The organism is Jiella soli, from assembly GCF_020615385.1.
GTDB lineage: Bacteria > Pseudomonadota > Alphaproteobacteria > Rhizobiales > Rhizobiaceae > VKMB-3413.
Map to the genome: position 1 here is coordinate 173,221 of NZ_JAJAVB010000027.1, position 26,732 is coordinate 199,952.

27 protein-coding genes and 2 pseudogenes are annotated in these 26,732 nt (G+C 66.9%); 13 read left to right on the top strand and 16 right to left on the bottom strand.

Annotation, left to right across the window (positions count from 1 at the left end; all coding sequences use genetic code 11):
- Position 1 precedes the first annotated feature (1 nt).
- Positions 2 to 721 (bottom strand): TVP38/TMEM64 family protein, encoded by a 720-nt coding sequence (locus LH400_RS19275; protein WP_229154791.1) that lies wholly within the window; start codon positions 719 to 721, stop codon positions 2 to 4.
- Between the two features lie 502 nt (positions 722 to 1,223).
- Between LH400_RS19275 and rpmH the strand changes: the two genes are divergently transcribed.
- From rpmH to yihA, 5 genes are all read left to right on the top strand, one after another.
- The gene (rpmH, locus tag LH400_RS19280) at positions 1,224 to 1,358 is read left to right on the top strand and encodes a 50S ribosomal protein L34 (RefSeq protein ID WP_229154792.1); all 135 of its coding nucleotides are present in this window, start codon (positions 1,224 to 1,226) and stop codon (positions 1,356 to 1,358) included.
- A gap of 29 nt (positions 1,359 to 1,387) precedes the next feature.
- Entirely contained in the window at positions 1,388 to 1,777 is a 390-nt protein-coding gene (gene rnpA / locus LH400_RS19285) for a ribonuclease P protein component (protein ID WP_229154793.1), read from the top strand.
- Positions 1,777 to 3,606 carry a membrane protein insertase YidC gene (yidC, locus tag LH400_RS19290; RefSeq protein WP_229154794.1) on the top strand — a complete coding sequence of 610 codons (1,830 nt, stop codon included), beginning with the start codon at positions 1,777 to 1,779 and terminating at the stop codon, positions 3,604 to 3,606. The genes rnpA and yidC overlap by 1 nt, the downstream gene beginning before the upstream one ends.
- 69 nt (positions 3,607 to 3,675) lie before the next feature.
- Complete coding sequence (locus LH400_RS19295) at positions 3,676 to 4,314, top strand: CatB-related O-acetyltransferase (protein WP_229154795.1); 639 nt, start codon at positions 3,676 to 3,678, stop codon at positions 4,312 to 4,314.
- A complete protein-coding gene (gene yihA / locus LH400_RS19300; protein WP_255617937.1) occupies positions 4,311 to 4,979 on the top strand; it encodes a ribosome biogenesis GTP-binding protein YihA/YsxC in 669 nt (222 codons plus the stop codon). Before LH400_RS19295 ends, yihA begins: the two co-directional genes overlap by 4 nt.
- Here the strand turns inward: yihA and LH400_RS19305 are convergent.
- From LH400_RS19305 to LH400_RS19320, 4 genes are all read right to left on the bottom strand, one after another.
- Positions 4,963 to 5,448: an arsenate-mycothiol transferase ArsC gene (locus tag LH400_RS19305; protein WP_229154796.1), complete on the bottom strand. Its 486-nt coding sequence runs from the start codon at positions 5,446 to 5,448 to the stop codon at positions 4,963 to 4,965. The genes yihA and LH400_RS19305 overlap by 17 nt on opposite strands.
- A gap of 92 nt (positions 5,449 to 5,540) precedes the next feature.
- On the bottom strand, positions 5,541 to 6,029 hold the full coding sequence (locus tag LH400_RS19310; RefSeq protein ID WP_229154797.1) for a UPF0262 family protein: 489 nt from the start codon (positions 6,027 to 6,029) through the stop codon (positions 5,541 to 5,543).
- Positions 6,030 to 6,043: 14 nt separating this feature from the next.
- Entirely contained in the window at positions 6,044 to 7,336 is a 1,293-nt protein-coding gene (gene hisD / locus LH400_RS19315) for a histidinol dehydrogenase (RefSeq protein WP_229154798.1), read from the bottom strand.
- Between the two features lie 79 nt (positions 7,337 to 7,415).
- Positions 7,416 to 7,877 (bottom strand): DUF2948 family protein, encoded by a 462-nt coding sequence (locus tag LH400_RS19320; RefSeq protein ID WP_229154799.1) that lies wholly within the window; start codon positions 7,875 to 7,877, stop codon positions 7,416 to 7,418.
- 231 nt (positions 7,878 to 8,108) lie between these two features.
- Here LH400_RS19320 and LH400_RS19325 point away from each other — a divergent pair, with 231 nt between their 5' ends.
- A complete protein-coding gene (locus LH400_RS19325) occupies positions 8,109 to 9,299 on the top strand; it encodes an acyltransferase family protein (RefSeq protein WP_229154800.1) in 1,191 nt (396 codons plus the stop codon).
- Between the two features lie 238 nt (positions 9,300 to 9,537).
- Here LH400_RS19325 and LH400_RS19330 read toward each other — a convergent pair whose 3' ends face one another.
- Both LH400_RS19330 and LH400_RS19335 read right to left on the bottom strand, forming a co-directional pair.
- On the bottom strand, positions 9,538 to 10,854 hold the full coding sequence (locus tag LH400_RS19330; RefSeq protein ID WP_229154801.1) for an O-antigen ligase family protein: 1,317 nt from the start codon (positions 10,852 to 10,854) through the stop codon (positions 9,538 to 9,540).
- Positions 10,823 to 11,803: a glycosyltransferase family 2 protein gene (locus LH400_RS19335; protein WP_229154802.1), complete on the bottom strand. Its 981-nt coding sequence runs from the start codon at positions 11,801 to 11,803 to the stop codon at positions 10,823 to 10,825. The genes LH400_RS19330 and LH400_RS19335 overlap by 32 nt, the downstream gene beginning before the upstream one ends.
- Positions 11,804 to 12,060: 257 nt before the next feature.
- Here LH400_RS19335 and LH400_RS19340 point away from each other — a divergent pair, with 257 nt between their 5' ends.
- From LH400_RS19340 to LH400_RS19350, 3 genes are all read left to right on the top strand, one after another.
- Positions 12,061 to 13,314 (top strand): glycosyltransferase family 4 protein, encoded by a 1,254-nt coding sequence (locus LH400_RS19340; RefSeq protein ID WP_229154803.1) that lies wholly within the window; start codon positions 12,061 to 12,063, stop codon positions 13,312 to 13,314.
- A complete protein-coding gene (locus tag LH400_RS19345; RefSeq protein WP_229154804.1) occupies positions 13,314 to 14,114 on the top strand; it encodes a WecB/TagA/CpsF family glycosyltransferase in 801 nt (266 codons plus the stop codon). Before LH400_RS19340 ends, LH400_RS19345 begins: the two co-directional genes overlap by 1 nt.
- A 121-nt stretch (positions 14,115 to 14,235) precedes the next feature.
- Positions 14,236 to 15,105 (top strand): DUF6492 family protein, encoded by an 870-nt coding sequence (locus tag LH400_RS19350; protein WP_229154805.1) that lies wholly within the window; start codon positions 14,236 to 14,238, stop codon positions 15,103 to 15,105.
- Here LH400_RS19350 and LH400_RS19355 read toward each other — a convergent pair.
- Entirely contained in the window at positions 15,077 to 16,396 is a 1,320-nt protein-coding gene (locus LH400_RS19355; protein WP_229154806.1) for a lipopolysaccharide biosynthesis protein, read from the bottom strand. The two genes, LH400_RS19350 and LH400_RS19355, sit on opposite strands and share 29 nt — an antisense overlap.
- A 158-nt stretch (positions 16,397 to 16,554) precedes the next feature.
- On the opposite strand from LH400_RS19355, the gene LH400_RS19360 reads away from it, so the two are divergent.
- Positions 16,555 to 17,592 (top strand): endo-1,4-beta-xylanase, encoded by a 1,038-nt coding sequence (locus tag LH400_RS19360; protein ID WP_229154807.1) that lies wholly within the window; start codon positions 16,555 to 16,557, stop codon positions 17,590 to 17,592.
- 167 nt (positions 17,593 to 17,759) lie between these two features.
- Here LH400_RS19360 and olsB read toward each other — a convergent pair whose 3' ends face one another.
- The 5 genes and pseudogenes from olsB to LH400_RS19385 form a co-directional block, all read right to left on the bottom strand.
- Positions 17,760 to 18,647 (bottom strand): l-ornithine N(alpha)-acyltransferase, encoded by an 888-nt coding sequence (gene olsB, locus LH400_RS19365; RefSeq protein ID WP_229154808.1) that lies wholly within the window; start codon positions 18,645 to 18,647, stop codon positions 17,760 to 17,762.
- Positions 18,648 to 18,831: 184 nt separating this feature from the next.
- On the bottom strand, positions 18,832 to 19,824 hold the full coding sequence (gene acuI, locus LH400_RS19370) for an acrylyl-CoA reductase (NADPH) (RefSeq protein ID WP_229154809.1): 993 nt from the start codon (positions 19,822 to 19,824) through the stop codon (positions 18,832 to 18,834).
- 182 nt (positions 19,825 to 20,006) lie between these two features.
- Positions 20,007 to 20,475: pseudogene (gene lspA, locus LH400_RS19375) on the bottom strand (signal peptidase II); the annotation flags it as partial.
- Positions 20,472 to 21,356: a TrmH family RNA methyltransferase gene (locus LH400_RS19380; RefSeq protein ID WP_229154811.1), complete on the bottom strand. Its 885-nt coding sequence runs from the start codon at positions 21,354 to 21,356 to the stop codon at positions 20,472 to 20,474. The gene LH400_RS19380 and the pseudogene lspA, both read right to left, overlap by 4 nt.
- Positions 21,349 to 22,473, bottom strand: coding sequence for an RsmD family RNA methyltransferase (locus tag LH400_RS19385; protein ID WP_370638433.1), 1,125 nt, complete (start codon positions 22,471 to 22,473; stop codon positions 21,349 to 21,351). Before LH400_RS19385 ends, LH400_RS19380 begins: the two co-directional genes overlap by 8 nt.
- Before the next feature lie 104 nt (positions 22,474 to 22,577).
- On the opposite strand from LH400_RS19385, the gene LH400_RS19390 reads away from it, so the two are divergent.
- Entirely contained in the window at positions 22,578 to 23,054 is a 477-nt protein-coding gene (locus LH400_RS19390; protein WP_229154813.1) for an SRPBCC family protein, read from the top strand.
- 133 nt (positions 23,055 to 23,187) lie between these two features.
- Here LH400_RS19390 and LH400_RS19395 read toward each other — a convergent pair whose 3' ends face one another.
- The 3 genes and pseudogenes from LH400_RS19395 to sppA all read right to left on the bottom strand — a co-directional run bounded on the left by LH400_RS19395 (position 23,188) and on the right by sppA (position 25,060).
- Positions 23,188 to 23,574 carry a lipopolysaccharide assembly protein LapA domain-containing protein gene (locus tag LH400_RS19395; RefSeq protein WP_229154814.1) on the bottom strand — a complete coding sequence of 129 codons (387 nt, stop codon included), beginning with the start codon at positions 23,572 to 23,574 and terminating at the stop codon, positions 23,188 to 23,190.
- A gap of 116 nt (positions 23,575 to 23,690) precedes the next feature.
- A pseudogene (locus LH400_RS19400) lies at positions 23,691 to 23,984 on the bottom strand (integration host factor subunit beta); the annotation flags it as partial.
- A gap of 89 nt (positions 23,985 to 24,073) precedes the next feature.
- A complete protein-coding gene (sppA, locus tag LH400_RS19405; protein ID WP_229154816.1) occupies positions 24,074 to 25,060 on the bottom strand; it encodes a signal peptide peptidase SppA in 987 nt (328 codons plus the stop codon).
- 158 nt (positions 25,061 to 25,218) lie between these two features.
- Here sppA and lptC point away from each other — a divergent pair, with 158 nt between their 5' ends.
- Positions 25,219 to 26,028 carry an LPS export ABC transporter periplasmic protein LptC gene (gene lptC, locus LH400_RS19410; RefSeq protein WP_229154817.1) on the top strand — a complete coding sequence of 270 codons (810 nt, stop codon included), beginning with the start codon at positions 25,219 to 25,221 and terminating at the stop codon, positions 26,026 to 26,028.
- Complete coding sequence (locus LH400_RS19415) at positions 26,018 to 26,662, top strand: LptA/OstA family protein (RefSeq protein WP_229154818.1); 645 nt, start codon at positions 26,018 to 26,020, stop codon at positions 26,660 to 26,662. Before lptC ends, LH400_RS19415 begins: the two co-directional genes overlap by 11 nt.
- Positions 26,663 to 26,732: the final 70 nt, after the last annotated feature.

The window sequence follows — 26,732 nt, forward strand, 5'->3', positions numbered from 1 at the left end:
ATCAATGTCCCCCGATGTCGGCCGGGACGGCCCCCCGGCGGCGTCCGCGCAAGGCGGTCTTCTTCAGGATGAGGCCCAGAACGGCAAGGGCGGCGAGGCCGAGAAGCGCGATCGTCATCTGCGGGGTGACGAGATCGGAAAGGGCGGGTTCCCCCTCGCCGATCTGCGCAAGCGTCTCGTCGAGGCCGCTTCCGAGAAAGGCGTAGACCATCGAGCCGGGAATGATGCCGAGAAAGGTCGTCACGACATAGGTCCCGATCCGGATGTCGAAGAAGGCCGGGGCGATGTTGACGACGAAGAAGGGCAGGACCGGCGTCAGTCTCAGGACCAGAAGGTAAGCGAAGGCGTCGTTGCGGAAGCCGGCCGCGAATCGTTCGAGCGCGCCGCCCGTCCGCCTGCGCAGAAGATCGGCGAAGGCGGAGCGCGCCGCCACGAACAGCGCCGTTGCGCCGATCGTCGCGCCGATGACGGTAAGGATCCCGCCGAGCCACCAGCCGAACAGGAACCCGCCGGCGACCGTGACCAGCGACGCCGCCGGGAACGAGACCGCGACGAGCACGGCATAGAGAATGACGAAGGCAAACGGCGCGGAGAGCCTATGCTCCGCGACGAAGGCCTTCAGCATCTCGCGGCTGTCCAGGAAGAGATCGAGGGAGAGATATTTCTGCAGGCCGGCCCCATAGGCGAGCGCGAGCGCGCCCAACAGGACGGCGATCGGCATGTAGCGGCGCCATCGCACAGAAGGCGCCGACGAAGCAGGCAAATCCATCTCGTTTCCCTCCGCCGAATCCGATCCCCGCGCAGCTGCCAAGGCGCGGGCGGGCGCCGTCGGTGCGGCCGGATCGGAGGGGTATACGCCCTCCGCGTCAAGTCCTTCACACCCAGTTGAGGGCAGTGCGAGGTCGTTCATGTCGCCATTGCCTGTCCCTGAGATAGCGAGGCGGTATTCGGCGCGGGCGCCTTCGGTGTTACAAAGAGCCGGACTTGGCGGAACAACGCGGAAGACGGCTGGCCGCCGCACCTGCCCACTTGGATGGCAGGCGCGGTCACGAATGGCGAACGAACGGCCCCCGGTGATTGACTTTTGCCACTTCCCTTTCCTATAAGCGCCGCAGACGAGCGGGCGGCGTTCCGCGCGACGGTTGGCCGCGCGCAAGTGTTCGCGTCCGTTTTCCGATTTCGAAAGCATTGAAGGGTCCGTGCTCGCGCACGGAATGATCACGATGAAGCGTACCTATCAGCCGTCGCGGCTCGTCCGCAAACGTCGTCATGGTTTCCGCGCCCGCATGGCGACCAAGGGCGGCCGCAAGGTCATCCAGGCTCGCCGCTCGCGCGGCCGCAAGCGCCTGTCGGCCTGATCGGAATCGGGGTCCGACGATCGCCTGCGATGGCCGTCGGAAGACTCAGGAAGCGCGCGGAGTTTCTCGCTGCGCGGAAGGGCCGTCGCTTGAACGGCCCGTTTTTCTTTATCGAGGCGCTCGAACGGGGCGACGACGGGCCGCCGCGGGTCGGCCTGACCGTCACCCGCAAGGTCGGCAATGCCGTGGTGCGCAACCGCATCCGGCGACGGCTTCGTGAAGCCATTCGCCTCCACGCGGAGGCTGACATGGCGCCCGGCCTCGACTATGTGATCGTCGCACGCCGCGATGTGTTCGACATGCCGTTCGAAACGCTGATAGCCGAGTTGTCGCGCCGGGTGTCGCGCGCTCGTCGGCCGGCGGGCGATCAGGATGGCAGAAAGCGGCGCCCGCAGGAGCGCCGATCGGGGTCTGACTGATGGAAAATAACCGCAACTTCTTGATCGCCATGGTGCTGTCCGTCGCGGTCCTGGTTGGCTGGCAGTTCCTCGTCGTCAATCCCCGCATGGAGGCACAGCGGCAGCAGGAACAGGCGCGGACCGAGGCGAATCAGCCCGCCGGTTCGCTGCAGACGCCGCAGACCCCGGCCGGCACGCCGCAGACGGACGTGCCCGCGCCCGCCGGCCGCGAGAGCGTCGTTCCCGAATCCGCAGGCCAGGTGAAGCCGGCCGAAAGCCGCGACCAGGCAGTCGCCGCCTCCGCGCGCGTCCCCATCGATACGCCCGCTCTGTCCGGATCGATCAATCTGAAGGGCGCAAGGCTCGACGACCTGCGGCTGAAGAACTACCATGAGACGGTCGACAAGTCCTCGCCGACGATCGTGCTGTTGTCGCCCGAGGCCGTGCCGAATGCCTATTTCGCCGAGTTCGGCTATCTCGGACAGGACGCCGGCACCCTCCCCGGCCCGACGACCGAATGGCAGGTCGAGGGCAATCCGACCCTCACCCCGCAGTCGCCGGTCACGCTGACCTACACGAACGATGCCGGCCTGACCTTCGAACGCAAAGTCTCCGTCGACGACAAGTTCATGTTCACCGTCGACGACACGATCCGCAATGCCGGGTCTCAGCCGGTGACACTGTCCTCCTATGGCCGCGTCGCGCGCTATTCCAAGCCCGAGGTGGCTGCGAGCTACGTCCTCTTCGAGGGCCTGCTCGGCGTCTTCGGCGAAGCCGGCCTCACCGAGGAAAAGTATTCCGCGATCGAGAGCGACCTCAATCTCTCGCCGCCGAAGGCCTCCAGCGGCTGGCTGGGCATCACCGACAAATACTGGGCGACGACCCTGATCCCAGAGGGCGGCCAGGCCTTCCAGTCGCGCTTCCGCTACTTTGCCAATGCCGCGCGGCCGCACTACCAGACCGAATATCTGAAGGACCCGATGACGATTGCGCCGGGCGCGACGGCGACGACGACGTCCCGCAGCTTCGCCGGCGCCAAGGTGGTCGACGTCATCGACAACTACGAATCGACGCTGAACATTCGCCAGTTCGGCCAGCTGATCGACTGGGGCTGGTTCTATTTCATCACCCGGCCGATGTTCCACGGCCTCGACTGGCTCTACCGGCTGTTCGGCAATTTCGGCCTGGCGATCATCTCGATGACCGTCATTCTGAAAATCCTGTTCTTCCCACTCGCCTCCAAGTCCTACAAATCGATGGCGCGGATGAAGAACCTGCAGCCGAAAATCATCGAGATGCGCGAGCGCTTCAAGGACGACAAGCAGAAGCAGCAGCAGGAGATGATGCGCCTCTACAAGGAGGAGAAGGTCAATCCGGCGGCCGGCTGCTGGCCCATGCTGATCCAGATTCCTGTCTTCTTCGCGCTCTACAAGAACCTCTACATCACCATCGAGATGCGGCATGCGCCGTTCTTCGGCTGGATCCAGGATCTCGCGGCACCCGATCCGACCTCGATCTTCAACCTGTTCGGCCTGATCCCGATCACCCTGCCGCACATGCTGATGATCGGCGTCTGGCCGCTGCTGATGGGCATCACGATGTTCATCCAGATGCGGCTCAACCCGACGCCGCCGGACCCGACCCAGCAGATGATCTTCACCTGGATGCCGGTGGTCTTCACCTTCATGCTGTCGTCCTTCCCGGCGGGCCTCGTGATCTACTGGACCTGCAACAACTTCCTATCGATCATCCAGCAGTCGGTGATCATGAAGCGCAACGGCGCCAAGATCGAGCTGTTCGACAATCTGAGGGCGGCCTTCCGACGACGGGAAAAGACGTCCGAGGGCTGAGCGGTCCGAACCGCTTCTGCGATCGATCGGGCCGGCATGATGCCGGCCCTTTCTTTGTGAAAGGCTGCCATGCACGGACCCTCGCCCGACACGCTCTATCCCCTCCCCGGCTTTCCGAGGGCGGTGTTCCTGAAGAACGTCGTCACCCGGCCGAACATCGTCGTTGGCGACTACAGCTATTATGACGATCCAGAGGGGGCCGAGCGCTTCGAAGAGCGCAACGTGCTCCACCATTTCGACTTCTACGGCGACCGGCTGGTGATCGGCCGCTTCGTCGCGATCGCGGCGGGAACGCGCTTCGTCATGAACGGCGCCAACCACGCCATGGGCGGCTTTTCGACCTATCCGTTCAACATCTTTCAGCAAGGCTGGGAGGAAGGCTTCGATCCCGCGTCCTGGACGAACCAGAGCCGCGGCGACACCGTCGTCGGCAACGACGTCTGGCTCGGCATGGAGAGCCTCGTCATGCCCGGCGTGACGATCGGCGACGGCGCGATCGTGGCGGCCCGGTCGACAATCATCTCTGACGTGCCGCCCTATGCCGTCGTCGGCGGCAATCCGGCACGCCTGATCCGCATGCGGTTCGACGCGGAGACCGTGGCAAGGCTTCTGGCGGTCGCCTGGTGGGACTGGACGGCCGAAAAGATCACACGCAATCTGGGCGCCATTCGTGGCGCCGAAATCGACCGGCTGGAGGCGGCGAAATGACGGGCGAACCCTCTTCGACCAACGAGACCGGCGAGGCCGAACGGCGCTTCTTCGCCAAGCCCTGGATCTTCGTGCGCGGCGTGCCGTCGATGAAGTTCCTGCCACCCGAGGGCCCGCCGGAGATCGCCTTCGCGGGCCGCTCCAATGTCGGCAAGTCCTCGCTGATCAATGCCCTGCTCGGCCAGAAGGGTCTTGCCCGCACCTCCAACACGCCGGGGCGGACGCAGGAGCTGAACTTCTTCGTGCCGGACGGCTTTGGCGATCCGGCCGCCGGCCTGCCGCCGATCGCGCTCGTCGACATGCCGGGCTACGGCTACGCCAAGGCGCCGAAGGACCAGGTGGACTCCTGGACGGCCCTCGTCTTCGACTATCTGCGGGGCCGTCCAAGCCTGAAGCGCGTCTTCCTGCTGATCGACGCCCGGCACGGGCTGAAGGCCAATGACGGCGAGGTGATGGACCTCCTCGACAAGGCTGCGATGTCCTACCAGATCGTTCTGACCAAGATCGACAAGATCAAGCCGCCGGCCGTCCCAAAGCTGACCGAGGCGACGCTTCTCGCCATCAAGCGCCGGCCCGCCGCCTATCCGAGCCTGATCGCGACCTCGTCGGAAAAGGGCGTCGGCCTCGACGATCTGAAGGCGGAGATCCTCAGCTTCGCCGTGTGACGTCGGCGCGGCCGCCGGCCGGCAGAAGCCGCTCACGGATGCGCGCCTCGATCCGCCGGAAGACGTCGCGATAGGCATCGAGGATCTGCTCGCGCGAACCGGTTGCGGCAGAGGGGTCCGGCATCGGCCAGAACTCGACGTCCACGGAGCTGGTGCCGGTCGCGTCCAGCGCCGCGTGATGGGCCTCGGGTGCCATGGTGACGATCAGGTCGAAATAGCTGTCCTCGAGGTCCTCGTAGCGCTGTGGCCGTCGCTCGCCGAGGTCGAGGCCCTGCTCGGCAAGCACGATGTCTACGAAAGGATCGCGCTGGCCGGAGCGGACACCTGCCGAGGCGATGTAGACCGAGGACGGCAGGACCTTCCGCGCGATCGCCTCGGCAATGGGCGAGCGGATCGAGTTCATCCCACACAGAAACAGCACCGAGGTGACGCGGACGGGCGGCTCCGCGGGATCTTTCGGCCCGCTCATCGCAAGATTCCCACTGTCCGATCGCCGCGCACGGGCCTCAGGCTGGCCGGCAGTGCCGAACCGCGAGGGTCCGCAGCGCGCGCCATGGCCGCTCAGCTCCGCCGGTGAAGGACGCAGATCAGCGTGAACAGGCGCCGGGCGGTGTCGAGGTCGACGCCGATCTTGCCCTCGAGCCGTTCCATCAGCGTCTGCGAACCGTCGTTGTGGATGCCCCGCCGGCCCATGTCGATCGCCTCGATCTGCTGCGGCGTCGCCGAGCGGATCGCCTCGTAGTAGCTGTCGCAGATCATGAAATAGTCCTTGATCACCCGCCGGAACGGCGTCAGCGACAGGATGTGCGTCACCAGCGTCTCATCGGCCTCGTTGCGGATGTCGAAGACCAGCCGCTTGTCGGCGAGCGAGAGCTTCAGCTTGAACCGCGCACCCTCCGGCGCGCCCACCGGATTGAAGACGTTCTCCTCGATGAGGTCGAAGATCGCCACGGCCCGCTCGTGCTCGATGTCTGGCGTGGTGCGGCCGATGGTTTCGTCGAGTTCGACGTCGACGAGGCGGCCGCCGGGCTGTTCGCGCTTGTCGGCCATCACGCCACCCGCCGTCAGAGATTGAGCCGGATCGACACCGACCGGCCATGCGCATCGAGGCCTTCGACCCGCGCGAGTTCGATCGCCGCCGGACCGAGCGCGCGAAGCTGCTCCGCCCCGAGCTTCAGGATCGAGGTTCGCTTGACGAAATCGAGGACCGACAGGCCGGAGGAAAAGCGCGCCGAACGCGCCGTCGGTAGGACATGGTTGGAGCCGCCGACATAGTCGCCGATCACCTCGGGCGTGTAGCGGCCGAGGAAGACGGCACCGGCATTGCGGATCATGCCGAGGAGGCTCTCGGGATCCTCGACCGCAAGTTCCAGATGTTCCGGCGCGATGCGGTCGCAGAGGGCCGGCGCGTCGGCGAGCGATTCCACGGTGATGATTGCCCCGAAGTCGCGCCAGCTGGCGCGGGCGGTGTCGGACCGCGACAGGGTGGCAAGCTGGCGCTCCACCGCCTCGGCGACTCGGGTTCCGAAGTCGGCGTCGTCGCTGATGAGGATCGACTGTGCGGCCGTATCGTGTTCGGCCTGGCTGAGCAGGTCGGCGGCGATCCAGTCCGGGTCGTTCTGTCCGTCGGCGATGACGAGAATCTCCGAAGGCCCGGCGATCATGTCGATGCCGACGGTGCCGAAGACCTGGCGCTTGGCCGCCGCGACATAGGCATTGCCGGGCCCGACGATCTTGGCGACGGGCGCGATCGTCTTGGTGCCATAGGCGAGCGCTGCGACCGCCTGGGCGCCGCCGATCCGGTAGATCTCGGTGACGCCGCAGAGCTTTGCCGCCGCGAGCACCAGCGGGTTCAGTTGCCCCCGCATGGCAGGAACGGCCATGACGATCCGCTCGACGCCGGCGACCGTCGCCGGCACGGCGTTCATCAACACCGAGGAGGGGTAGCTCGCCGTGCCGCCCGGCACATAGAGGCCGACCGATTCGACCGGCGTCCAGCGACTGCCGAGTTCGACGCCGAGGGCGTCGACATAGCGATCATCCTCGGGCTTCTGGCGGGCGTGATGCGACCGGATCCGGTCATGTGCGATGGTGAGTGCGTCAAGTGTTTCGGGCGAGGTCGCCGCAAAGGCGGCGTCGACCTCGTCCTGGGACACGCGCAGGCTGGCAGGCGTCAGCTCGAGCCGGTCGAACTTCGCGGTCAGCTCGATGAGAGCGGCATCGCCCTCCTCGCGCACCCTCGCGACGATCTCGCGCACCACCTGATCGACGTCGGCCGCAGCTTCCCGTTTGGCCGAGAGAAGCGCCGCGAACTCCCGTTCGAACGTTGCGTCCGCTGTTGTGAGCCGCCTGGGCACGTCGCCTGATCCTCTCCTGTCGCCAGCCCTGTAGGGGTCGCGGAAACCGACAAAAGCCACCCGCGCCGAACGATCGCGGCTAGCGCTCCGGTCCCTCGTGGTCCGGCCGCGATTCGGTGCTCCAGGCGCCACCGACATCGGCGAGTTGCGCCTCGACCACTTCAACGTCGAGCCTTATCGCGGAGCCGCCGGCAAAAACAAGCTCGATGACGCCGGAGGGCTCTTCCTTGGGGGTGAAGCGGATCGCCAGGAGCACGAGCACCTGATCCTCGCTCGCCGCCGCAAGGCCCAGCCGCCGAGCCCCGAGCACGCGGTCGAAATGCAGCACCGCGCGGCGCCGCTCGTATTCGCGCCGCCGCAGCCGCGACCAGAGCGATCCGCCGACCGCCCCCTCCCAGACGAAGCGGTTCATCTCCAGGACAAACTGCTTTTCACGCGGCAGGAAGCGCAGGTCCGACATCTTGACCACCGCATCCTGGCAATGAGCCGACAGGATCGCGAGATCGTCGGAGTCGACGGCGAGGAGGCGCAGGCGGTCCATTGGGGCGGGGTCACTCTCTGGCTCGGTTTCTTGCCGCGATGCAACTAGGTTCCGGATGCGCCGCCGCAAGCGCAAAGGCGGACGGCGGAGGCAGCAAGATGCGCCAAACGGGTCGGAACGGACGCGCGTGTCGGCGTTCAGCGCTCCTTTACCCTGGCGCGGGATAGTGTTGGCGGCGAGCGCGGCCGCGAACCAACGCTCATCGCTTAGAACCGCGCAGGAGGAGGCTCGATGTCCGCCTTGAAGGCCGATGACGGAGCGCTGCCGCGGCAGACGCCGACCCGCTTTGCCGCCCTCGACGGCTGGCGGGGGATCTGCGCCCTTCTCGTCGTCTGCTTCCATGCACCGGTCGCCGGCTTCATCCATGAGGGCGCCTTCTTCCGGCACGCCTTTCTCTTCGTCGACTTCTTCTTCGTCCTCTCCGGCTTCGTGATCACGCATGCCTTCTATGGCCGATTGCGCGCGGAACAGAGCTTCGGACGGTTCTTCGGCGCAAGGCTGTTTCGCGTCTATCCCCTGCACCTCTTCATGCTCGCCCTGTTCGTCGGCTTCGAGGTCTTCCTCGCCGTGACGCGGGGGCCGGGCGAGGCGTTCCAGGAGGGCAGTTCACTCCCCGCCCTTGCCCACAATCTCTTGATGACCCACTCCTTCGGCTTCCTGTCCGGCCTCAGCTGGAACTATCCGAGCTGGAGCATTTCGGCCGAGCTTCTCGCCTATGGGCTGTTCGCACTGGTGGTGATCCGGGCGCCGCGCGCACTGATCCCGCTCGCACTCGCGACCATGGCCGTCGGAGTAGTGGTGATCGCGCGGCTGGACGGGACCATCGACACGACCTTCCATCTCGGCTGGCTGCGCTGCCTCGTGGGCTTCTCGCTCGGCACGGTGATCCGCCGGGTTCTTTGGACGGACGGGCAGGAGGCGTCCGCGGGAGAGAATTCGGCCGCCTGGACCATCGCAGAACTTGCCATCGTCGCCATGGTCGTCGTCTTCGTCGACAGGCTCGGCGGCACCATCCTCTCGCTCGCCGCCCCCTTCGTCTTCGGCTTCGCCCTCTATGTCTTCGCGCATGAGGGCGGCCTCGTCAGCCGGGTCCTGAAATCGGCGCCGATCGCCTTTCTCGGCGCCATCTCCTATTCGATCTACATGACCCATGCCTTCGTGATCTCGCGCGCCGAAAACGTCGCGACGGTCCTCGGCAACAAGATCCATTGGCCGATCTTCTCCGCCGCCCTCGACGGCAAGCGGCTGATGGGGGCGAACGAGGCCGAGGCGCTTCTCGCCCTCGGACTGATCGTCGGAGCGACGCTCCTCGCGAGCGCCCTCACCTACCGCTTCGTCGAGCTTCCAGGTATCGCGCTCGGCCGGACGTTCCTGACTCGCGGAGACCGGCGCCCCACGGCCTCCCGGCGCGCGGCCGCCTGATCCCCAACGAGGCCCGGACGTCCGCCTTCAGCGCCGCGGAGTCGGGTCAACTCCTATTTGCAAAGTGAGCGATCGCGAGCGTGTGGACTTCGGTCGAAGCTCGCCCGAGCGGGATCCCTCGTAAACCAGTGAAGCTTCGTGCCGACACGTCAGCTGCGCCTCGGCAGGCCGGTTCAGGGTCTCGGGACGGCCTGCATCTTTCAGCGCATGCGCAGACCTTGCCGATAGCGTCCCGCGCTCAGCGCCGCGCCGCGCGCACCTCGTTGCAGGCCAGCAGGCGGAGCCCGGCCACCGAGAACCAGACCAGCATCCAGATCGGGTTGGCGCGCTCGAAGAGGAAGGACTCCAGGAAGGAGCCGAGCAGGAGATAGGTCAGGATCATCAGGAAGAGATCGCCGAGGCGTCGGCTCTCCGGATCGCGCCCCACCCGTTGATAGTCGAGGAGCGGCAGGATCGCGAGCATCAGGACGGCAAGGCAGAGGCCCGGCCAGCCCATGGAGATCAGGATGTCGATATAGCCGTTATGGGCGTTCGGGCTGCCGCGCGGATCCCAGGAAAGCTCGAAATTGCGTTCTGTGCCCTCGACCACCGGCGTCTGCCAGAAGCTGTTGAGGCCGAAGCCGGTCCATTCGTGGCCGTGGAACACTTCGAAGGCAAAACGCCAGATGTCCATGCGGCCGGTGTAGGTGGTGCCAGGCGCGATCGCCTGCACGATGTGGTTCAGGGCCGGCGAGAGCACCGTGCCGACGGTGAACAGCGCCATCACGACCAGCATCCCCGCGATCGCGACGGAGAGGAGCTTGCGCCCTCCGAACAGCCGAAGAAAGATGATGCTCGCAGCGACGACCGGCAGGAGCAGCGTCGAGGTCTTCGATCCCGTCTTCAGGACGAAAAGCGCCGACAGGAGCGCGATGGCGAAGCCGATCAGCCGGTTTCCGGTCCGAAACAGATAGACGCCGCAGAAGAAGAACGAGCCGATCACCGCGCCGGCGATGTTCTTGTGCGAATAGACGCCGCGCCATAGGCCGGCATGCACCCCGCCCTCGTCCGACCCGTCGTCGATCGCAAGATGCGGAAGCGCGATGACACCGAGATAGCAGAGTCCGAGAGCCGCGAGAACGGCAAGGATCAGCGCGATCCGGAAGGCTTTCGGATCGCGCGGAAAGCACAGGACGCCGGTGACCGCGACCATCGCGACGACCGTGAACAGCGCCGATCGGAAGGCATTTTCCGCATACGGCGCCCAGAGCGCGCTGGCGCCGAGCCAGGCGACCATCAGCATCCAGGTCGGCCGCAGCAGCGAGCCGATCACGAAGCGGTCGCTGAAGACGACATGGCCGGCCAGAACGATCGCGGCCAGGCTCGAATAACCGAGCTGGTTGATCGCATTGCCGGCGTCCAGCTTGCCGCTGAAGGTGACGGCGAAGGGCGTGAAGGTGACGAGGAGTGCCGTCAGAACCCCGGCCGCGACCAGCAGCCGCGCGAAATCGGTCCACGCCTCCTCGCGCCCGATCGCCGCCGCGTCAGTTCTGCTCGGGACGTCGATACTGTTCATTGACATGTCCGAATTCGCCGAAGAGGCGGCCGACCGCGACCTGCAGATGGTAGAGCCCGATCGTCGGCGACCCGGTTCTGAGGCCGAGCGCAAGGGAGCGGAACGGCGAGGCGGCGAGCAGCGCCGCGCTCTTGGCAAGGCGCTTCGCCTTCGCGTTCGGACCGACGCGCCGCCTGGCCTCGATCATGGTCGAGAGCGCGCCGTTGCGCAGGCTGCGCGCGTTCAGCCAGGAAAACTCCGTCCGCCGCGCCGGCACCGTCTCGAACACAGGCGCCTCGGCGCACCAGCCGAAGGTGAAGCCGCGCTCGCGGCAGCGCGAGTAGAAGTCGGCGTCGCCGCCGCCGACGAAGTTGAAGGCGGTGTCGAGGAAGGGCGCGCCCATCGCTTCGAGAACCGTGCGGCGGATGACCACGTTGCCGGACGAGAAGAGGATCGGCACGCGGCCGGTCTCACGGTAGTGCGGCGTGAAGACCGGATGGCGCAGGAAGGCGGCTCGGGCTCCAGGCTCGAAACGCGGCATCTGCGGGCCGCCCACCATATCGGCGGAAAGCGTCTCGGCAGCCGTCACGAGCCGCTCCAGCCACTCCTCGCAGGCGATCTCGTCGTCATCGATGACGAGGAGATGGCGCATTGCCGGAAAGCGTTCCAGCGCCGTCGCCCAGCCGGCATTGTAGGCCGAGCAGTTTCCGCGCTCATGGGCGATGATGACGAGGCCTTCGATCCGGCCGCTCTCGAAGAGCGGCGTCGCCGCGGCGAGCCCCGCCCGCCCCTCGTCGTCGTTCTCCATCACGATCACCGCGAAGGGCCGGTCGGTCTTCTGCGCGGCGAGCGATTCCAGCGTCGCCACGAGATGGTCCGGTCGGCGGAACGTCGGCAACGTCACGACAGCCTCGAAGCGGCTTGCATCGAGGCTGGGAGACACGCAGGCGATGGTGATCTGGTCGGTCATGACCTTCCTTGAGCGGCCGAAGCGGCGTCCGCGGCACGAAATCAGAAGAAGGTGAAGATTTCGTCGCTTCGGCGGGCCGGCCCTTCCGGCAGCTTGTCCTGCCAAGGCTCGAAAGATCAATGGATTGGGGCCGTCGGGCGGCAGGATCGCGAGGCTCTCACCATCACGGTTTCGAAACAGTTTACGCAAAGCCATTAGCCTGACGTCAACGGGTCGGGTGGCAGGATGCAGCATGATGGAAAGGCCCTGACCGTCCCATGGACCCGCACTTCCTGTTCGTTTCGTCCCTCTTGCCGGACAAAGATCCGACCACCGGCTACGAGATCGCCAACCAGGCGATCGTCGCGGCCTATCGGCGTCAGGGTGTCCGGCTGACGCTGGCCGGATTCCGGCGTCCGGGCGCCGCGATACCCGAGGGCGCGATCTCGCTCGGCGATCTCGCGATCGAGAATGCCGGCGCCTCGCGTTGGCAGAAGATGCGCTGGGTCGCCGAGGCGATGATGTCCAACCGCCCGATCGCGGCGGCGAAGGTGGCGAGTTACGGTCGCCGGCGGCTGCTCGAGCGGCTGGCCGAAGCCGGGCCGATCGACGGCCTCATCCTCAACTCGATCCAGATGCCGGCCGCCTATCCCTTTCTTGCCCGCGCGCATCCCTCGATCTTCATCGCCCACAATGTCGAACACAAATCGGCTTCGGGAAACGCCGAGAGCGCCGCCGGCCGTCTCTCCCGCCTGCTCTATCGGCGCGAGGCGTCGCTCTTGAAACAGGCCGAGGCCCGGATCTGCCGCGATGCGGTGGTCGTCCATACTCTGAGCGCGGAGGATGCGACCGGCCTTGGGCTCGCGGGTGCCGAAAAATGCCTTCCGCTTGCGCTGTCGGTCGGACGCTCCGCCCTCCCCGACACTGGCGAGCGGCGACATGATGTCGGGCTGATCGGCACCTGGAGCTGGGCGCCGAACCGCATCGGTCTGGACTGGTTCGTCAGCGAAGTCGCGCCGCGCCTCCCCGCGGGCATCACCGTGGCGATCGCCGGCCGGTTCGACGGTCCGCCGCCGTCCGCGCCGGAGAATGTGCGCTTCGTCGGGCGCGTTCCGGATGCACAGGCCTTCGTCAACGCCTCCCGCGTCGTCGCCCTGGCGACCAAGGGCGGCACCGGTGTCCAGCTGAAGACGCTGGAAACCTTCGAGGAGGGCATGCCGGCGGTCGCGACACCGCAGGCGCTGCGTGGCATCGATTCGCTGCCGGCGAATGTCCGTATCGCCGAGGCGGCGGACGATTTCGCGTCGGCGCTCGTCGAACTGGTTGAGGCGGAGCGGACCGGACGCCTCGCCCGGCTCGACGGCGGCGCATTCGCCCGCTCGCAGACGGAGGCGCTCGACCGGGCGGTTGCGGCGGGGCTCCACCGCTTCGCCCGAGAGAGCGACCGAAGGAGTGCCGCAGCGATGTCCTCCCCCGAACCAGCACGACGCGCCGAGGTCACGAGGCCGGCCCGGCAGATCGGAGGCCTTTGATGCGACCGGAGATCCTGAGCAATCTGGCCGTCGTGCCGCGCCTCCGGCAGTCCGAGAGGACCCAGGCCATTGCTGGCATCGAGGTGACGGACGCGGCCGGAACGACGGTGATCGCCGACCTCGCTGCGGCGCTCGCCGCCGGCCGGACGACGCGCCTCGCATTCCTCAACGCCCATTGCGTCAACGTCGCCCGCAACGACCCGGCCTATCACGCTGCGCTGCGCCGATTTCTCGTCCTGCCCGACGGAATCGGGGTCGATCTCGCCGGCCGAATTCTCCACGGACGCCCCTTTACCGAGAACCTCAACGGCACCGATTTCGTGCCGCGGCTCCTGGCGGCGCTCGCGCCGTATCGCCTGCGCGTCGCGCTGATCGGCGCTGCCCCCGGCGTCGCCGAACGGGCGGCCGAGCGGCTTGCCGTGGACATTCCCGGGCACACCTTCCTCGCCGTTTCGGACGGCTATTTCGGGGCCGACCATCGGCCCGAGGTTCTCAAGAAGCTGGCGGCGGCCAAGGCGGACATCGTGATCGTCGCCCTCGGCGTGCCGGGCCAGGAGCGGTTCATCGCTGAACACCTCACGCCGGAGCACGGCCGGCTCTTCATCGGCGTCGGCGCCCTGCTCGACTTTCTGGCCGGCGAGGTCCAGCGGGCGCCCCGGCTGGTCCGCGCCGTCAGGGCGGAGTGGGTCTGGCGCCTGTCGCTCGAGCCTGCCCGGCTGTGGCGCCGCTACATTCTCGGCAATCCCATCTTCCTCGCCGCAATCCTGAGAGATCGCTATGTCCGGAGCCATAACCACTAGGTCGCTCCGTGACGCTCGTCCGGTGGCAAGGCGCAGTGCAGAGCGGGCCGCGAAGGCTACGCTCGGCCCGTCCGCGTGGGCGAGCACCGGCGAATCCGGGTGGGCGCTGGAGCCGACATCGGTGATCGTTACGGCAAGCTATGCCGGCGACTTCGAGCGCTGCCGCCTGCTCTGCGAAAGCATCGACCGGCGGGTTTCGGGCCATGAACGCCATCTGATCCTGGTCGAAGCGGCCGACGTCCCGCTGTTTCGCCAACTCGCCGGACCGCGGCGCGAGATCGTCGACGAGCGCGACCTCCTGCCGTTCTGGCTGCGGCCGTTTCCCGATCCCCTGACCGCGGGCCGCCGCCGGATCTGGCTGTCGCCGAAAGGCCTGCCGCTCCGTGGCTGGCATGTCCAGCAGCTCAGGCGCATCGCGATCGGAGCCGCAATCGACGAGGCGATGATGATCTCGGTCGATTCCGACGTCGTCTTCCTGCGCGACTTCGATCTCGGCTGGTTCTGGAACGACGGGCGGGTCAAGTTCTACCGCAGGCCCGGCGCCCTGAGCAACGTCCTCCCCGACCGCCTGGACGAACACCGGCGATGGTCGCTCAAGGCCGCCGAACTCCTCGGGATCGACGCGCCCGCGACGACCGATACCGGCTATATCGCCACCCTCATCGCCTGGCGCAGCGACACGGTCCGCGAGATGGTCGCGCGGATCGAGGCGACGACGGGCCGCAGCTGGATGGCCGCCCTCGCCGCGACGCGAAGCCTGTCGGAATGCACGATCTACGGCCGGTTCGTCGACGAGGTCGAAGGCCGGCCCGACCGCCACCAGGAGAGCCAATTGTCGCTCTGCCAGATGTATTGGGCGGGCGAGGCGCTCGATGCCGGCGAACTCGCGGATTTCACGGCCCACCTCGCGCCGCATCAGGTGGCGGCGGGGATCCAGTCCTTCACCGCCACCGATCCGTCGCTCATTCGCCGGGCTGCGGGACTGGATTGATCAGCATCTCCGAGCGCTGCCGGGGAAGCCGCGACCGCGACCAGTCGAGCGCGGCATAGGTCGAGGCGGCCGAGACGATCCAGAGCGTCAGGAACAGGCCGTTGAGGCCGAGGATCCAGTCGGTCCGATCCGGCATCGCCCGGAACAGGACGACCATCAGGCCGGCCTTCATCAGACCGACGATCGCCAGGATCAGGGCGCGCAGCGTGGTGCGGCCCCGCGCATAGAGAAGCTCGCTCTCATATTCGACCAGATTGCGGAAGGCCGGAACGAACAGCGGCACCAGGACGAGCGGCGCGGCGCTGGCGACATTGTCGCCGAGCGCGCGCGGGAAGAAGTGCAGGAAGCCGCCAAGAAAGGCGAGTCCGGCGATCGAGACCAGCGCTACCCCCGCCTCAATGCCCCAGCGCACGCGCCAGGCCGTCAGCCAGTGCGGCGTCCTCATCAGCTTCTGCACGATCATGGTGTTGAACGAACGGATCGGCAGCGCCGTCAGGTCGATCAGCCGCATCAGGATGGCGTAGATGCCGGCGATCTCGGCGCCCCCCAGCGACAGGACCAGAAGCTTGTCGAGTTCCGACTGCAGATAGAAGACGATCTCGGCACCGGCGACCGAGACGCTGTCGCGCCAGCGCGCCATGTAGAGCGTCGGCTCGAAGCGCAGGCGCTGGCGGGGATAGAACACGCAGACGGCGACGACCGCCGCGACCGCATTGGCGGCGAGATAGGCGAAGGCCCAGGTCGTCAGGTCCCCGTCGCTGAAGACGAAGAAGGCGCCAGCGGCCACCGCGCGGATCGCGCTGCCGCCGATGACGATGATCGCGCCCTGCAGGAACCGGCCGAGCCCGTTGTTGACGATGACGACGACCTCGAGCATCCGCCAGCACAGGACCTCCGCGAGCACGACCGCGACGAAGGCCGGGACCGGCATGTCGGAGGAGAAGAAGGCGACGTAGAAGCCGGCGGCGGCGACCGCGACCACCGGCAGCGAGACCACGAGCGCGGCGAGGAAGCCGGCCGTATAGGCGCCGACGAGCCTCTTGCGAACGGTTGCGACGCGGTAGAGCGGCGAGACGAAACCGAAGCCGGCGATCCGCGAGAGCACGATGCCGGTCGCCGATGCGGTCGCGAACAGGCCGAAGTCGGCGACCGAGAGCCCGTTGGCGACACAGACGAAATAGGCGAGCGACAGGACCAGCCGGCCGGCCGAGCCGCCGAGCAGGGAGGCGTAGTCGCGGACAAGGTTTAGGTTGCCCTTAAGGCTTTCGATCCAGGATGCGATCTGTGGCATGGCCATTGTCCCGAGGAGCAAGACGGCTGATGACGACCCTCACCCGAGATCGGGCCGGCAGGCAATCCCCAGACCACCTGCATCCGCGATCCGAAGCGGCGGAGCCACGCTCGAACACCTCTGATAGCTCCAGAACCTTAACGCGGCGTTCCGTCCTCATGGCCGGCGCCGGGCTCGCCCTGTCGCCTGTCGCGGGTCACGCGAGGGCGCAGCCGCCGGCCGAGACCGGGGTACCGTTCGGCAGCGCTATCCAGGCCGAGTATATCGAGAGTGACCCCGCCTATCGACAGGCATTTCTCGACTATTGCGACCTGATCATGCCGATGAACGAGCTGAAGTTCGGGCAGATCCGGCCAACCCGCGAGACGTGGAACTTCGAGCCGGCCGACAAGCTCGTCGACTTCGCCCTTAGCCACGGCCGCAAGAGCCGCGGCACCTGCCATGTCTGGTGGAACTCGACGCCGGACTGGGTCGAAGCGCTGGAAACCCCTGCCGAAGCGGAAAAGGCGCTGGTCGAGCACATCGAACGGGTGACCGACCGCTATCGGGGCCGGCTCCAGAGCTGGGACGTCGTCAACGAAGTGGTCGCCAACGATCCGATCTATGACGGCCGTTCGCTGCGCGACACGGTCTGGCTGCGCAAGCTCGGGCCGCGGCACATCCCGATCGCCTTCGAGGCGACGGCGCGGGCCGATCCGGCGGCGCGCCTCGTGATCAACGACTACAATCTCGAATTTGCCGGCGCCGAATACGACGCCCGCCGGCGCGTCATGCTGGGGATCGTCCAGCAGCTTCACGACCGCAATATCAGGGTCGACACGGTGGGAATCCAAGGTCACCTCTACACCGACCACACGATCGACACCGAGGCTCTCCTCACCTTCCAGGCCGAGCTTCGAAAGCTCGGCGTCGGGCTGATGGTAACCGAGCTCGACGTCATCGACTGGCAGAAGCCGGCGGATGCGGAGGCGCAGGACGCGCGCGCCGAGGCCATTCTTTCCGACTTCCTCGACGCCATCCTCGCGGACGGGCCGCCGGAGGCCGTGATCGCCTGGGGCATGACCGATCGCTACAGCTGGATCCCCGACGTCCTGCCGCGGCCGGACGGCGCCACGATGCGGCCGCTGCCACTCGATCGCGAGATGCGGGAAAAGAGCTGGATGGCGCTTTTGAGAAAACGGCTTCGCACTGCGTGAGATGAACGGGCAGCCACAGCCCGGAGACATGTCAGTTCAGCCACGCGGAATGCGTCCGACGACCGCCGGCGATTATCGCAGCTTCGGTCCGCACTTCTGGAAGCGAGCCGCCGGTCGTGACCGGCGGCGCTCGGAAAACCTAGGCGCGATGCGAGCGCGGCGACCGGTCAGGCCGCGAAGCGGCTCGCATCGGCGCCATAATAGCCGATATAGCGGGGATTGATGTTCGCCCGCGGCAGGACGACAAGGACGTCAGTCGTGCCGAACTGATGGTCGACCACCGCCCCCTCGCCGATATAGCCGCCGAGGCGCAGATAGCCCTTGAGCAGCGGCGGCATGGCGGCAAAGGCCTGGCGGGCGTCAGTACCCTCCACCCCATCGGCGAGGAAGGTGCCGCGATGGTCGTGCGCCCGCACCTTCCATTCCGGCGGGCAGGCGACATTCGTCTTCAGGAAGGCCAGGGGCACGGCCAGCGCCTCCGGATCGGTGCCCGAAAGCGAGGCGCAGCCGAACAACACGTCGATGTCGTGGGCGAGGACATAGGACCAGATGCCCTGCCAGAGCAGTTCGACCGTGCGCTTGCCGCGATAGTCCTTGAGAACGCAGGAGCGGCCGAGTTCAAGGAAGCGCTTGCCGCGATGCCGGGCCAGCATGGGCGCGATGTTGAACTCCTGCGCTGTATAGAAGCCGCCGGCGAGCGCCGCCGATTCCTGGCGCATCAGCCGGTATGTCCCGACGATCCGCTGGGCGATCGGTCCGCCCCGCGCATGATCGATCACGAGGAGATGGTCGCAATAACGATCGAAGCCGTCGCGGTCGCGTCGGGTCATCTTCTGCAGCTTGGACGGCTGCGCGCTCATCTCCTGATAGAAGATGCGGTAGCGCAGCTGCTGCGCGGCCTTCACCTCGGCGGCGGAGCGTGCGAGACGCACTTCGAGCTGCCCCATGCGGCCGAGCGATGGAGCGGCGGGATCGAAGCGGCGGGCCATGTGGCGCATCTTGGCCGGAACGAAGCGCAGAACGACGCCGCCGAAATCGCGAGTCAATGGCGTCATCCGCGCTGGCATCATACGCATCGGTCCGGCTTGCTCAACGCCGTCTGCACCCATCGTTTCCTCCATCGGCTTCAACCGTTCGACAGCCATCGATTACGAAAATTCGGCGACGGTTTCGTGACTGGACGCGGCATAGTATGGTCGCATTTGTGGCAAACCGCCAATGGTGAAAGTGTGGAACCGGTCACGGCATGGCGACCACGACCCGCCCGCGGATGCGCCCATCGACGATGTCATGGGCGGCCTGCAGAATCCCGTCGAAGCCGATCCTCGTCCCGATCGACCCCAGGGTCTCGTCCGTCAGATCCTCGGCGAGGCGTGCCCAGGCCTCCAGCCGCGATGGCCGTTCCGCCATCACGGAATCGATTCCGAGGAGCGAGACGCCGCGCAGGATGAAGGGCGCGACGGTCACCGGCAGGTCCATGCCCTGGGCAAGACCGCAGGCGGCGACGGCACCATGATAGCGCGTGGAGGCGAGGACATTGGCGAGGGTGTGGCTGCCGACCGCGTCGATGCCGGCGGCCCAGCGCTCCTTGCCGAGCGGCTTGCCGGGCTCGGAAAGCTCCGAGCGGTCGATCACCTCGGCGGCGCCGAGCGATTTCAGATAGTCCGCCTCCACAGTGCGTCCGGTCGAGGCGATCACATGCCAGCCGCGCCTCGCAAGCAACGCCACCGCGAACGAGCCGACACCGCCCGAGGCCCCGGTCACGATCGCCGGCCCCCGCTCGGGGCTGAGACCGGCACGCTCCAGCGCCAGCACCGACAGCATCGCGGTGTAGCCGGCCGTGCCGATCGCCATCGCGTCCTCGGCCGAAAAGCGCTCGGGCAGCGGCACCAGCCATTCGCCCCTCAGCCGGGCGAGGCCTGCAAAGGCGCCGTAATGCGTCTCGCCGACGCCCCAGCCGTTGAGGACGACCTTGTCGCCCTCCTTCCATTCAGGATTGGTCGAGCGCATCACGGTGCCGGCGAGATCAACGCCGGGGATCATCGGCCAGCGGCGCACGATCGGCGCCTTCCCGGTGATGGCGAGGCCGTCCTTGTAGTTGACGGTGGTCGCCTCGACGCGCACGTCGACATCGCCCTCCATCAGATCGTCGGGTGACATGTCCACGATGTCGACCGACTGCTTCTTGGCCTCGTCGCGCGAAATCAGGATCGCCTTGAAGGTGTCGCTCATCGTCCCTTCTCCCATCGTCCGCCGCTCGGCAGCCTCTTATCCGACATAACGCAAAGAGCGCGCCACGCGGTCTTGTCAATCCGGCAAGGCTCGCGGTGGCCCCAAGCTGGCCCCAAGCGCATCGCGGCGGCGGACCCGGCCGGACAAGTCCGCAGGCGACATCGCTCAGTGCGGCGAGGCCTTCGCCCGCGGCGCCAGGATGAACTCGTCGATAAGGATCAGCACGGCGCCGATCGTGATCAGCGCGTCGGCGAAGTTGAAGATGGCGAAGGCCCAGACCGGCGTGTGGAAGTAGACATAATCAACCACATAGCCGAGCCTGATGCGGTCGATCAGATTGCCGATCGCGCCGCCGACGATGATCGCCAGGCCGAAATGCGTCAGCCTGCGGCCCGCTGGCGTCTTCCACCAGAGAACGAGAACGACCGCAAGCACGGCGAGGGCGAGCAGCGAGAGGCCGACATCGCCGAGCCCGGCGAACATCGAGAAGGCGATGCCGGTGTTGCGGGCGTGAAAGAGCGCGAGGAATGGCAGGATCTCTATCGCATCGCCGAGCCCCATCGTGGCGACGACCAGCGCCTTGATGGCCTGGTCGATCACCACCGACAGGACGACGACGAGGAGATTGAACGCGACGAGGCGCCGGCTCATAGCGAAAGAGCCTTCCTGCGAACTTCGAACAGCATGATCCCGGTGGCGACGGCGAGGTTGAGACTGTCGGCACGCCCCGCCTGCGGAATGCGCACGAGGAGGTCGCAGGCGTCCGCCATCGGGTCGGAGAGGCCCGCCTGCTCATTGCCCATGACGAGGAGGACGGGCTGGCCGGCGTAGTCGGGTGTCCGATAGTCGGTCACGCCGCGCATATGCGTGCCGACGACGAGGCCGCGGAAGTCCTTGCGCCAGGCGAGGAATTCGGCCTCCCTGGCGCGGGCGATCGGTACGGCGAAGATCGAGCCCATGGTGGCGCGCACGGTCTCCAGCGAGAACGGGTCCACCGTGTCGCCGACGAGGACGAGGCCGGCCGCGCCCGCCGCATCCGCCGTGCGCAGCACCGTGCCGAGATTGCCGGGGTCGCGGACACGGTCGAGCACCACGGTGACGTTGCCGGCGGCGGGGACGAGCGAGGCAAGCGGTGCCAGCCTGCGGCGGAAGACGCCGGCGGCATTCTGCGGATTGTCGCGGCGGGTGATCGCTTCGAGAACCTTGGCGCTCGCCTCGATGACGTCGGCGCCCGAAGCCACCGCCCGCGCGGCGGTCTTTTCGAGCATCTGGTTTCCGGCGGCGGCCTTGGCGATCACCAGGGTGGACAGCTCCCACCCAGCATCGAGCCCGTCGACGACGAGCTTCAGGCCCTCTACCAGGAAGAGGCCGGTCTCCTCGCGGTGCTTCTTCTGGGCGAGAGCGCGGATGTCCTTGACCAGCGGATTGGCGGCGCTGGTCACCTCCTTCACGCGGCCGGGCGCACGCAGCGGGGACCTGGCCGACGCCCCGGGTTGGGTTCCGCCCGGCTTCGGCGACTTCTGATCAGGCATTGTCGGCTATCCAGCGGGAGAAAAGCGAAGTGGACAGGAGCCGCGGCTCTTCGCCCTGCTCCTCGATGATGAGTTCGCCGGCCTCGATCCGCCCGCCGAGGCCGCGGAACGCCTCGCCCATCAGCGCCGACAGCGCATAGAAGGAGGCGCGGATCGAATAGGCGGTGAGTATCACGAAGAGCGGACGATCGGACAGAAGTTCGCGGGCGAGCCCGACGAGATAGGGCAGATCGTCGAAGAGTTGCCAGACCTCGCCCTTCGGGCCGCGGCCGAATTTCGGCGGATCGAGCAGGATCGCGTCGTAGCGGCTGCCCCGCTTCACCTCGCGCTCGGCGTAGCGCACCGCGTCCTCGCAGATCCAGCGGATCGGCCGATCGGTCAGCCCGGCCGCCTCCTGGTTCTCCCGAGCCCAGGCGATCGCCTTCTTGGAGGCGTCGACATGCGTCACCTCGGCCCCCGCCCGGGCCGCCAGCAGCGAGGCGAGACCGGTATAGCCGAAGAGGTTCAGGAGCCGGACCGGCCGTCCCGCCCGGGCGATCGCCTCGCAGGCGAAGGACCAGTGCGCCGACTGCTCGGGAAACACCCCGACATGGCGGAAGGAGGTGAAGCGGCCGAGATAGGAAAGGCCCTCATGGGACAGCGGCCAGGTCTCGCCGAGCGGCTCGATGGGAAAGCGCCAGCGCCCGGTGCCCTCCTCGTCGGTGTCGCCGGTGAAGACGGCGTCCGCCCGGTTCCAGTCGGAGGCTCCGAGCCGCGGCGACCAGATCGCCTGGTTCTCCGGGCGCCGCACACGGAGCGGGCCGTAGCGCTCAAGCTTTTCGCCGGCGCCGGAATCGATGAGGGCATAGTCCTCGGATTCGCGGACGGTGAGGACTCTCGGCGCGTCGAGAGGAGGCCGGGCGCCTTCGCGCTTCGGCAGATCGAGTCGCTGGGCGGCGGCTGCGGGCGCGCCGGCAGCGCCCACAGGAAGTCCTGCTCCGCCCTCCGGCTTCGGCCCGGCGCCGCGGGCAGGCCGCCGCGGCCGCTCTTCGCCCTCCACGGGACCCTTCCGGTTCGGCCGCCGGCTTCGCGCCAAGGCTCTTCTCCATTCGTGCTTCTTTGGTGCAATCGGCTCCATAACCTGATGTTCCGGCCTTGGCAAAAGACGCGGAAGCGTGAAGGTAGGAGCCTCACTTATCGATGGCGGGCCGGCACCCCGGTCCGCAAGCAGGGAGGAAGACCATGGATCTGAAGGGCGAATACCGACTGCCGGCACCGCGCGAAACCGTTTGGGCGGCTTTGAACGACCCGGAGGTGCTCAAGAACTGCATTCCCGGCTGCGAGAGCCTCGAAAAGACCGGCGACAACGAGATGAAGGCGACGGTGACGACGAAGGTCGGGCCGGTCAAGGCCAAGTTCAACGGCGAGGTCCGGCTCGAGAACATCAACGCGCCGGAGAGCTATTCCATCGTCGGCGAGGGCAAGGGCGGGATCGCCGGCTTCGCCAAGGGCGGCGCAGACGTTCACCTTGCCGAGGACGGGGCCGAGACGATCCTGACCTATTCCGTCAGCGCTCAGGTCGGGGGCAAGCTGGCCCAGCTCGGCGGGCGGCTGATCGACTCGACCGCCAAAAAGCTCGCCGGCCAGTTCTTCGACTGCTTTGCCGAGAAGGTCTCCGGCGGAGAAGCGAAAGCCGCGGGCGAAACGACCTCCGCCTGAGGATGACCTAAAGATGTTCAGCCGGCCTTGGTCGGGCCGGCTGTCATCGTAGAATGGAACGGGCGCGTTACCTTCCGCACGGAGATCGGGGCGGAGGTAATCGTCGCCCGGCCCGCCTCGGCGCTCCGTGAGATCAGGCGGCGCGCGAGGTGACGATAGCGGTGGATCCGGCACCGGTCGGCGGAGCGAGCGCGGCGCGGTCCCTCTCTTCCTGAAGCTGCCGGGCCCGCGCCTTGTGCTCCTCGGCCTCCCGGCGCAGCCGCTCGACCTCGTACTTCCGCTTCCAGGACTTGCGGCGGTAATGCGCCTGGGTGAACCAGGTGCCGAGACCGCCGAGGACGATGCCAAGGATCACCGAGCCCATCAAAAGGATGAACAGCGGCGCCTGGAAGGCGAATTGCGGCATGGTGCCGATCGGATCGAGGGAGACCGGGACGAGTTCGCGATTGGCCACGCAGAAAACGACGAGGATGATCGCGATCGGCACGAGGATGATGAAGGAAAGGATCTTCGCGATCATGGACATCCGCCTGTCAGCGTTGCGATAAGGCTGCGACCGGCCGGGCCGGCGACGAGGCCATCAGGAGACGGAAGATAACCGACTGCGTCGCCGGGTCAACGCGGCCGGGCCTGCGATCATTCCTTGTTGAGCCGCTCGCGCAGTTCCTTGCCGGCCTTGAAGAACGGCACCCATTTCTCGTCGACCTCGACGGCCTCGCCCGTGCGCGGGTTGCGCCCGGAGCGCGGCGGGCGATGCTTCACCGAGAAAGCCCCGAACCCGCGCAATTCGACGCGGTTCGACTCGCACAACGCCTCGGTGATCTCGTCGAAGATCGCATTGACGATGGTCTCGATGTCGCGCTGGTACAAATGGGGATTGCGACTGGCGATGGCCTGGACCAGCTCCGACTTGATCATTTCGTTGCATCTCCTGGCTGCGGCAGCACTCTTGCGTCCGGCCTCCTATCTACTCACCGAACGTCAGCGGGCAGAACGAAATACCAGACAAATCCGTGGCTTCACTGAAGTCCTACACGGCCTTGTGAAGGCTGCCAGAGCGATACCAGCCCGTCAAGGTGACCGGCCTTGCGAAACAGGGCCTCGTCGAGCGAGCCCGCTTCCGGGTCGAGCCCAAGGGCGCTGAAAATCAACGACTTGGCGCTGGTGAAAAAAGGCCAGCCATATCCGTCGGCCTCCGGCTTGCGGTCGACGAATTTCAGGCCTTTCGGCACGCCCCGCTCCTCTTCCAGCCAGCGGCGGACCTCTTCCTCGCCGCCGATCGCATCGACGAGCTTGCGCTCGAGCCCCTGGCGGCCGCTGAACACTGAGCCGTCGGCAAGCGCCCGCGCATCCTGGATCGACAGGCCACGGCGCTCTGCGACGAGAGAGACGAACCAGTCGAACGTGTCCATGACCAGGCGGCGGATCATCTCCTTGGCCTCTTCGGGCGCGGGGCCGAAGGGCGAGGGCTCGGCCTTCATCGGGGCCGACTTGATCGCATTGACCTCGACGCCGATCGTGTCCAGCAGCTTGGAGGCGTCGACATATTGGAAGATCACGCCGATCGAGCCGACGATCGAGGTGCGGCGGGCGACGATGTGGTCGGTTCCGGCGGCGATCATGTAGGCCGCCGAAGCTGCGAGCGTGCCGACCTCCGCCGCGACGGGCTTGACCGCGGCGATCGCGCGGACGGCTTCGAAAGTCGCCTCTCCGCCCGTCGTGGTGCCGCCGGGCGAGTCGATCCTCAGCACCACCGCCTTCACCGCGTCGTCGCGTCGCAGCCTGTCCAGAAGATCGAGGAGCTTCTTGTCTTCCAGGATCATTCCGTCGATCGAGACGCGGGCGATCTCGTCGGACAATCCCGCCGCGCCCCGGTCCCTGAACGCGAAAGCGAGAGCCAGGGCGACGACAGCCAGAGCGGCGATGGTGAAGGCGAAAATCCGCCAGAAGCTGAGCTTTCGGCGCAGCCTCCGGCGGTCGATGATGTCCTCGGCGAGGGCGGCCATGGTCGGCTCCGATTGGCAAGAGAGGGTGGAGGGTTAGCGCGAAGCCGGGAGGCGGGGAAGCCGGCTCCGGCCAGGAAACTCAGCCGGCGATCATCATAGAGGGGCGCAATACGGGAAAGTTTTCTGGAATTGACGCAAAAAGCCCGTATTGATGTTAGATGCGGGACCGTGGGGGGAGCGGACGCCGCGCGCCGACAAGGTGTGGACGACCGCAGAGAGGGGTTTCACATGGTTGTGGAATCCGCGTGATTGTGGACATTGACGAGGCCGACATGGATGCTGCCGTCGCCAGCCATCATCTTGCCGTCGACGCAGGACGCAATACCCCGGCCCGGGTCGCAGCCGAATTTGCGCGCGCTCGCCGCCATTCCCGCTACGTCCGGCTCCTGAAGATCGGCCTGCCGGTCGTCGCGACGCTGATCTTCATCGGCGGCGGAATTGCGGTCTGGCTCGCGCGCAGCCTGCCGGACGACGTGTCGGTGTCCGCGGCCTCGATCGACAAAGGCCGGGTGGTCATGCAGGATCCGCGCATGTCGGGCGTCGACGGCAACGACCGTCCGTACGAACTGGTCGCCCAGCGGGCCATCCAGTCCCTGACCGGCGGCCGGATCGACCTCGAACGGGTGAAGGCGCGCGTGGCGATCGGGGACGACGCCCAGGCCGACATCTCGGCAAAGGCCGGCTCTTACGACGCGACGACGGGGACGCTGGCTCTGACCGACGGCATCGGCGTCGAGACGACCAACGGCATCACCATTCATCTGACCGATGCCGACATCGATCTGTCGTCCGGAAAGCTGCTGGGCACCGGACCCGTGATGATCAAGACTGCGAGCCAGACGATCCGTTCGCAGACGGTTACCGTTGCGGACGGCGGCAAAATGCTGTCCTTCGGCGGCAGGGTACGGATGTTGCTGGAACCGGCCGCAACGGCGGGCAGCGATCAGGAGCGGACGGTTGGCGAATAAATCCATGCGGGACTTCTTCCATATCAATAGTTCGGCCGTATCGGCCGGGCTCGCGCTTTGCGTGATCCTGACCGGCGTCGCTGCCGCCCAGGAGGGGCAGAGCGCGGGCCTCGGCAAGAGCTTCACCGGGCTGCAGATCCAGGGCGACCAGCCGATCTCGATCGAATCCAACCAGCTCGACGTCGACGATCGCAACGCCGTCGCGACCTTTTCCGGCAATGTGGCGGTCGCCCAGGGCGAGACCGTGCTGCGCACCGGCAAGCTGAAGGTCCACTACAAGAAGCCGGAAGGCGGTACCGACGAGGCCCCCAAGGCCGGCGCGCTGCCCGGCGGATCGAGCCAGATCGAGCGGCTCGACGCCAGCGGGAAGGTCTATGTGAAGTCCGCCGACCAGGTCGCGACCGCCGACAACGCCTCCTTCGACATGGGGAGCCAGGTCGTCGTGATGACCGGCGACGTGGTTCTGACGCAGGGCGAGAACGTCGCGCAGGGATGCCGCCTGACGATCAAGATGGACACCGGCGTCGCCAGGCTCGAAAGCCAGGATTGCGGACAGAGCGCCAGCGGTCGCAGCGGCCGCGTCCATCTGATGCTGACACCCGGCCAGCAGGGCGCCGGCCAAAGCGGACAGTGAGCCAGAACGCTTTGAATTTCGGACTGCAAGAGACGGCGCGGGAACAGGGCCGCCCGGCGGACCCGCAGCC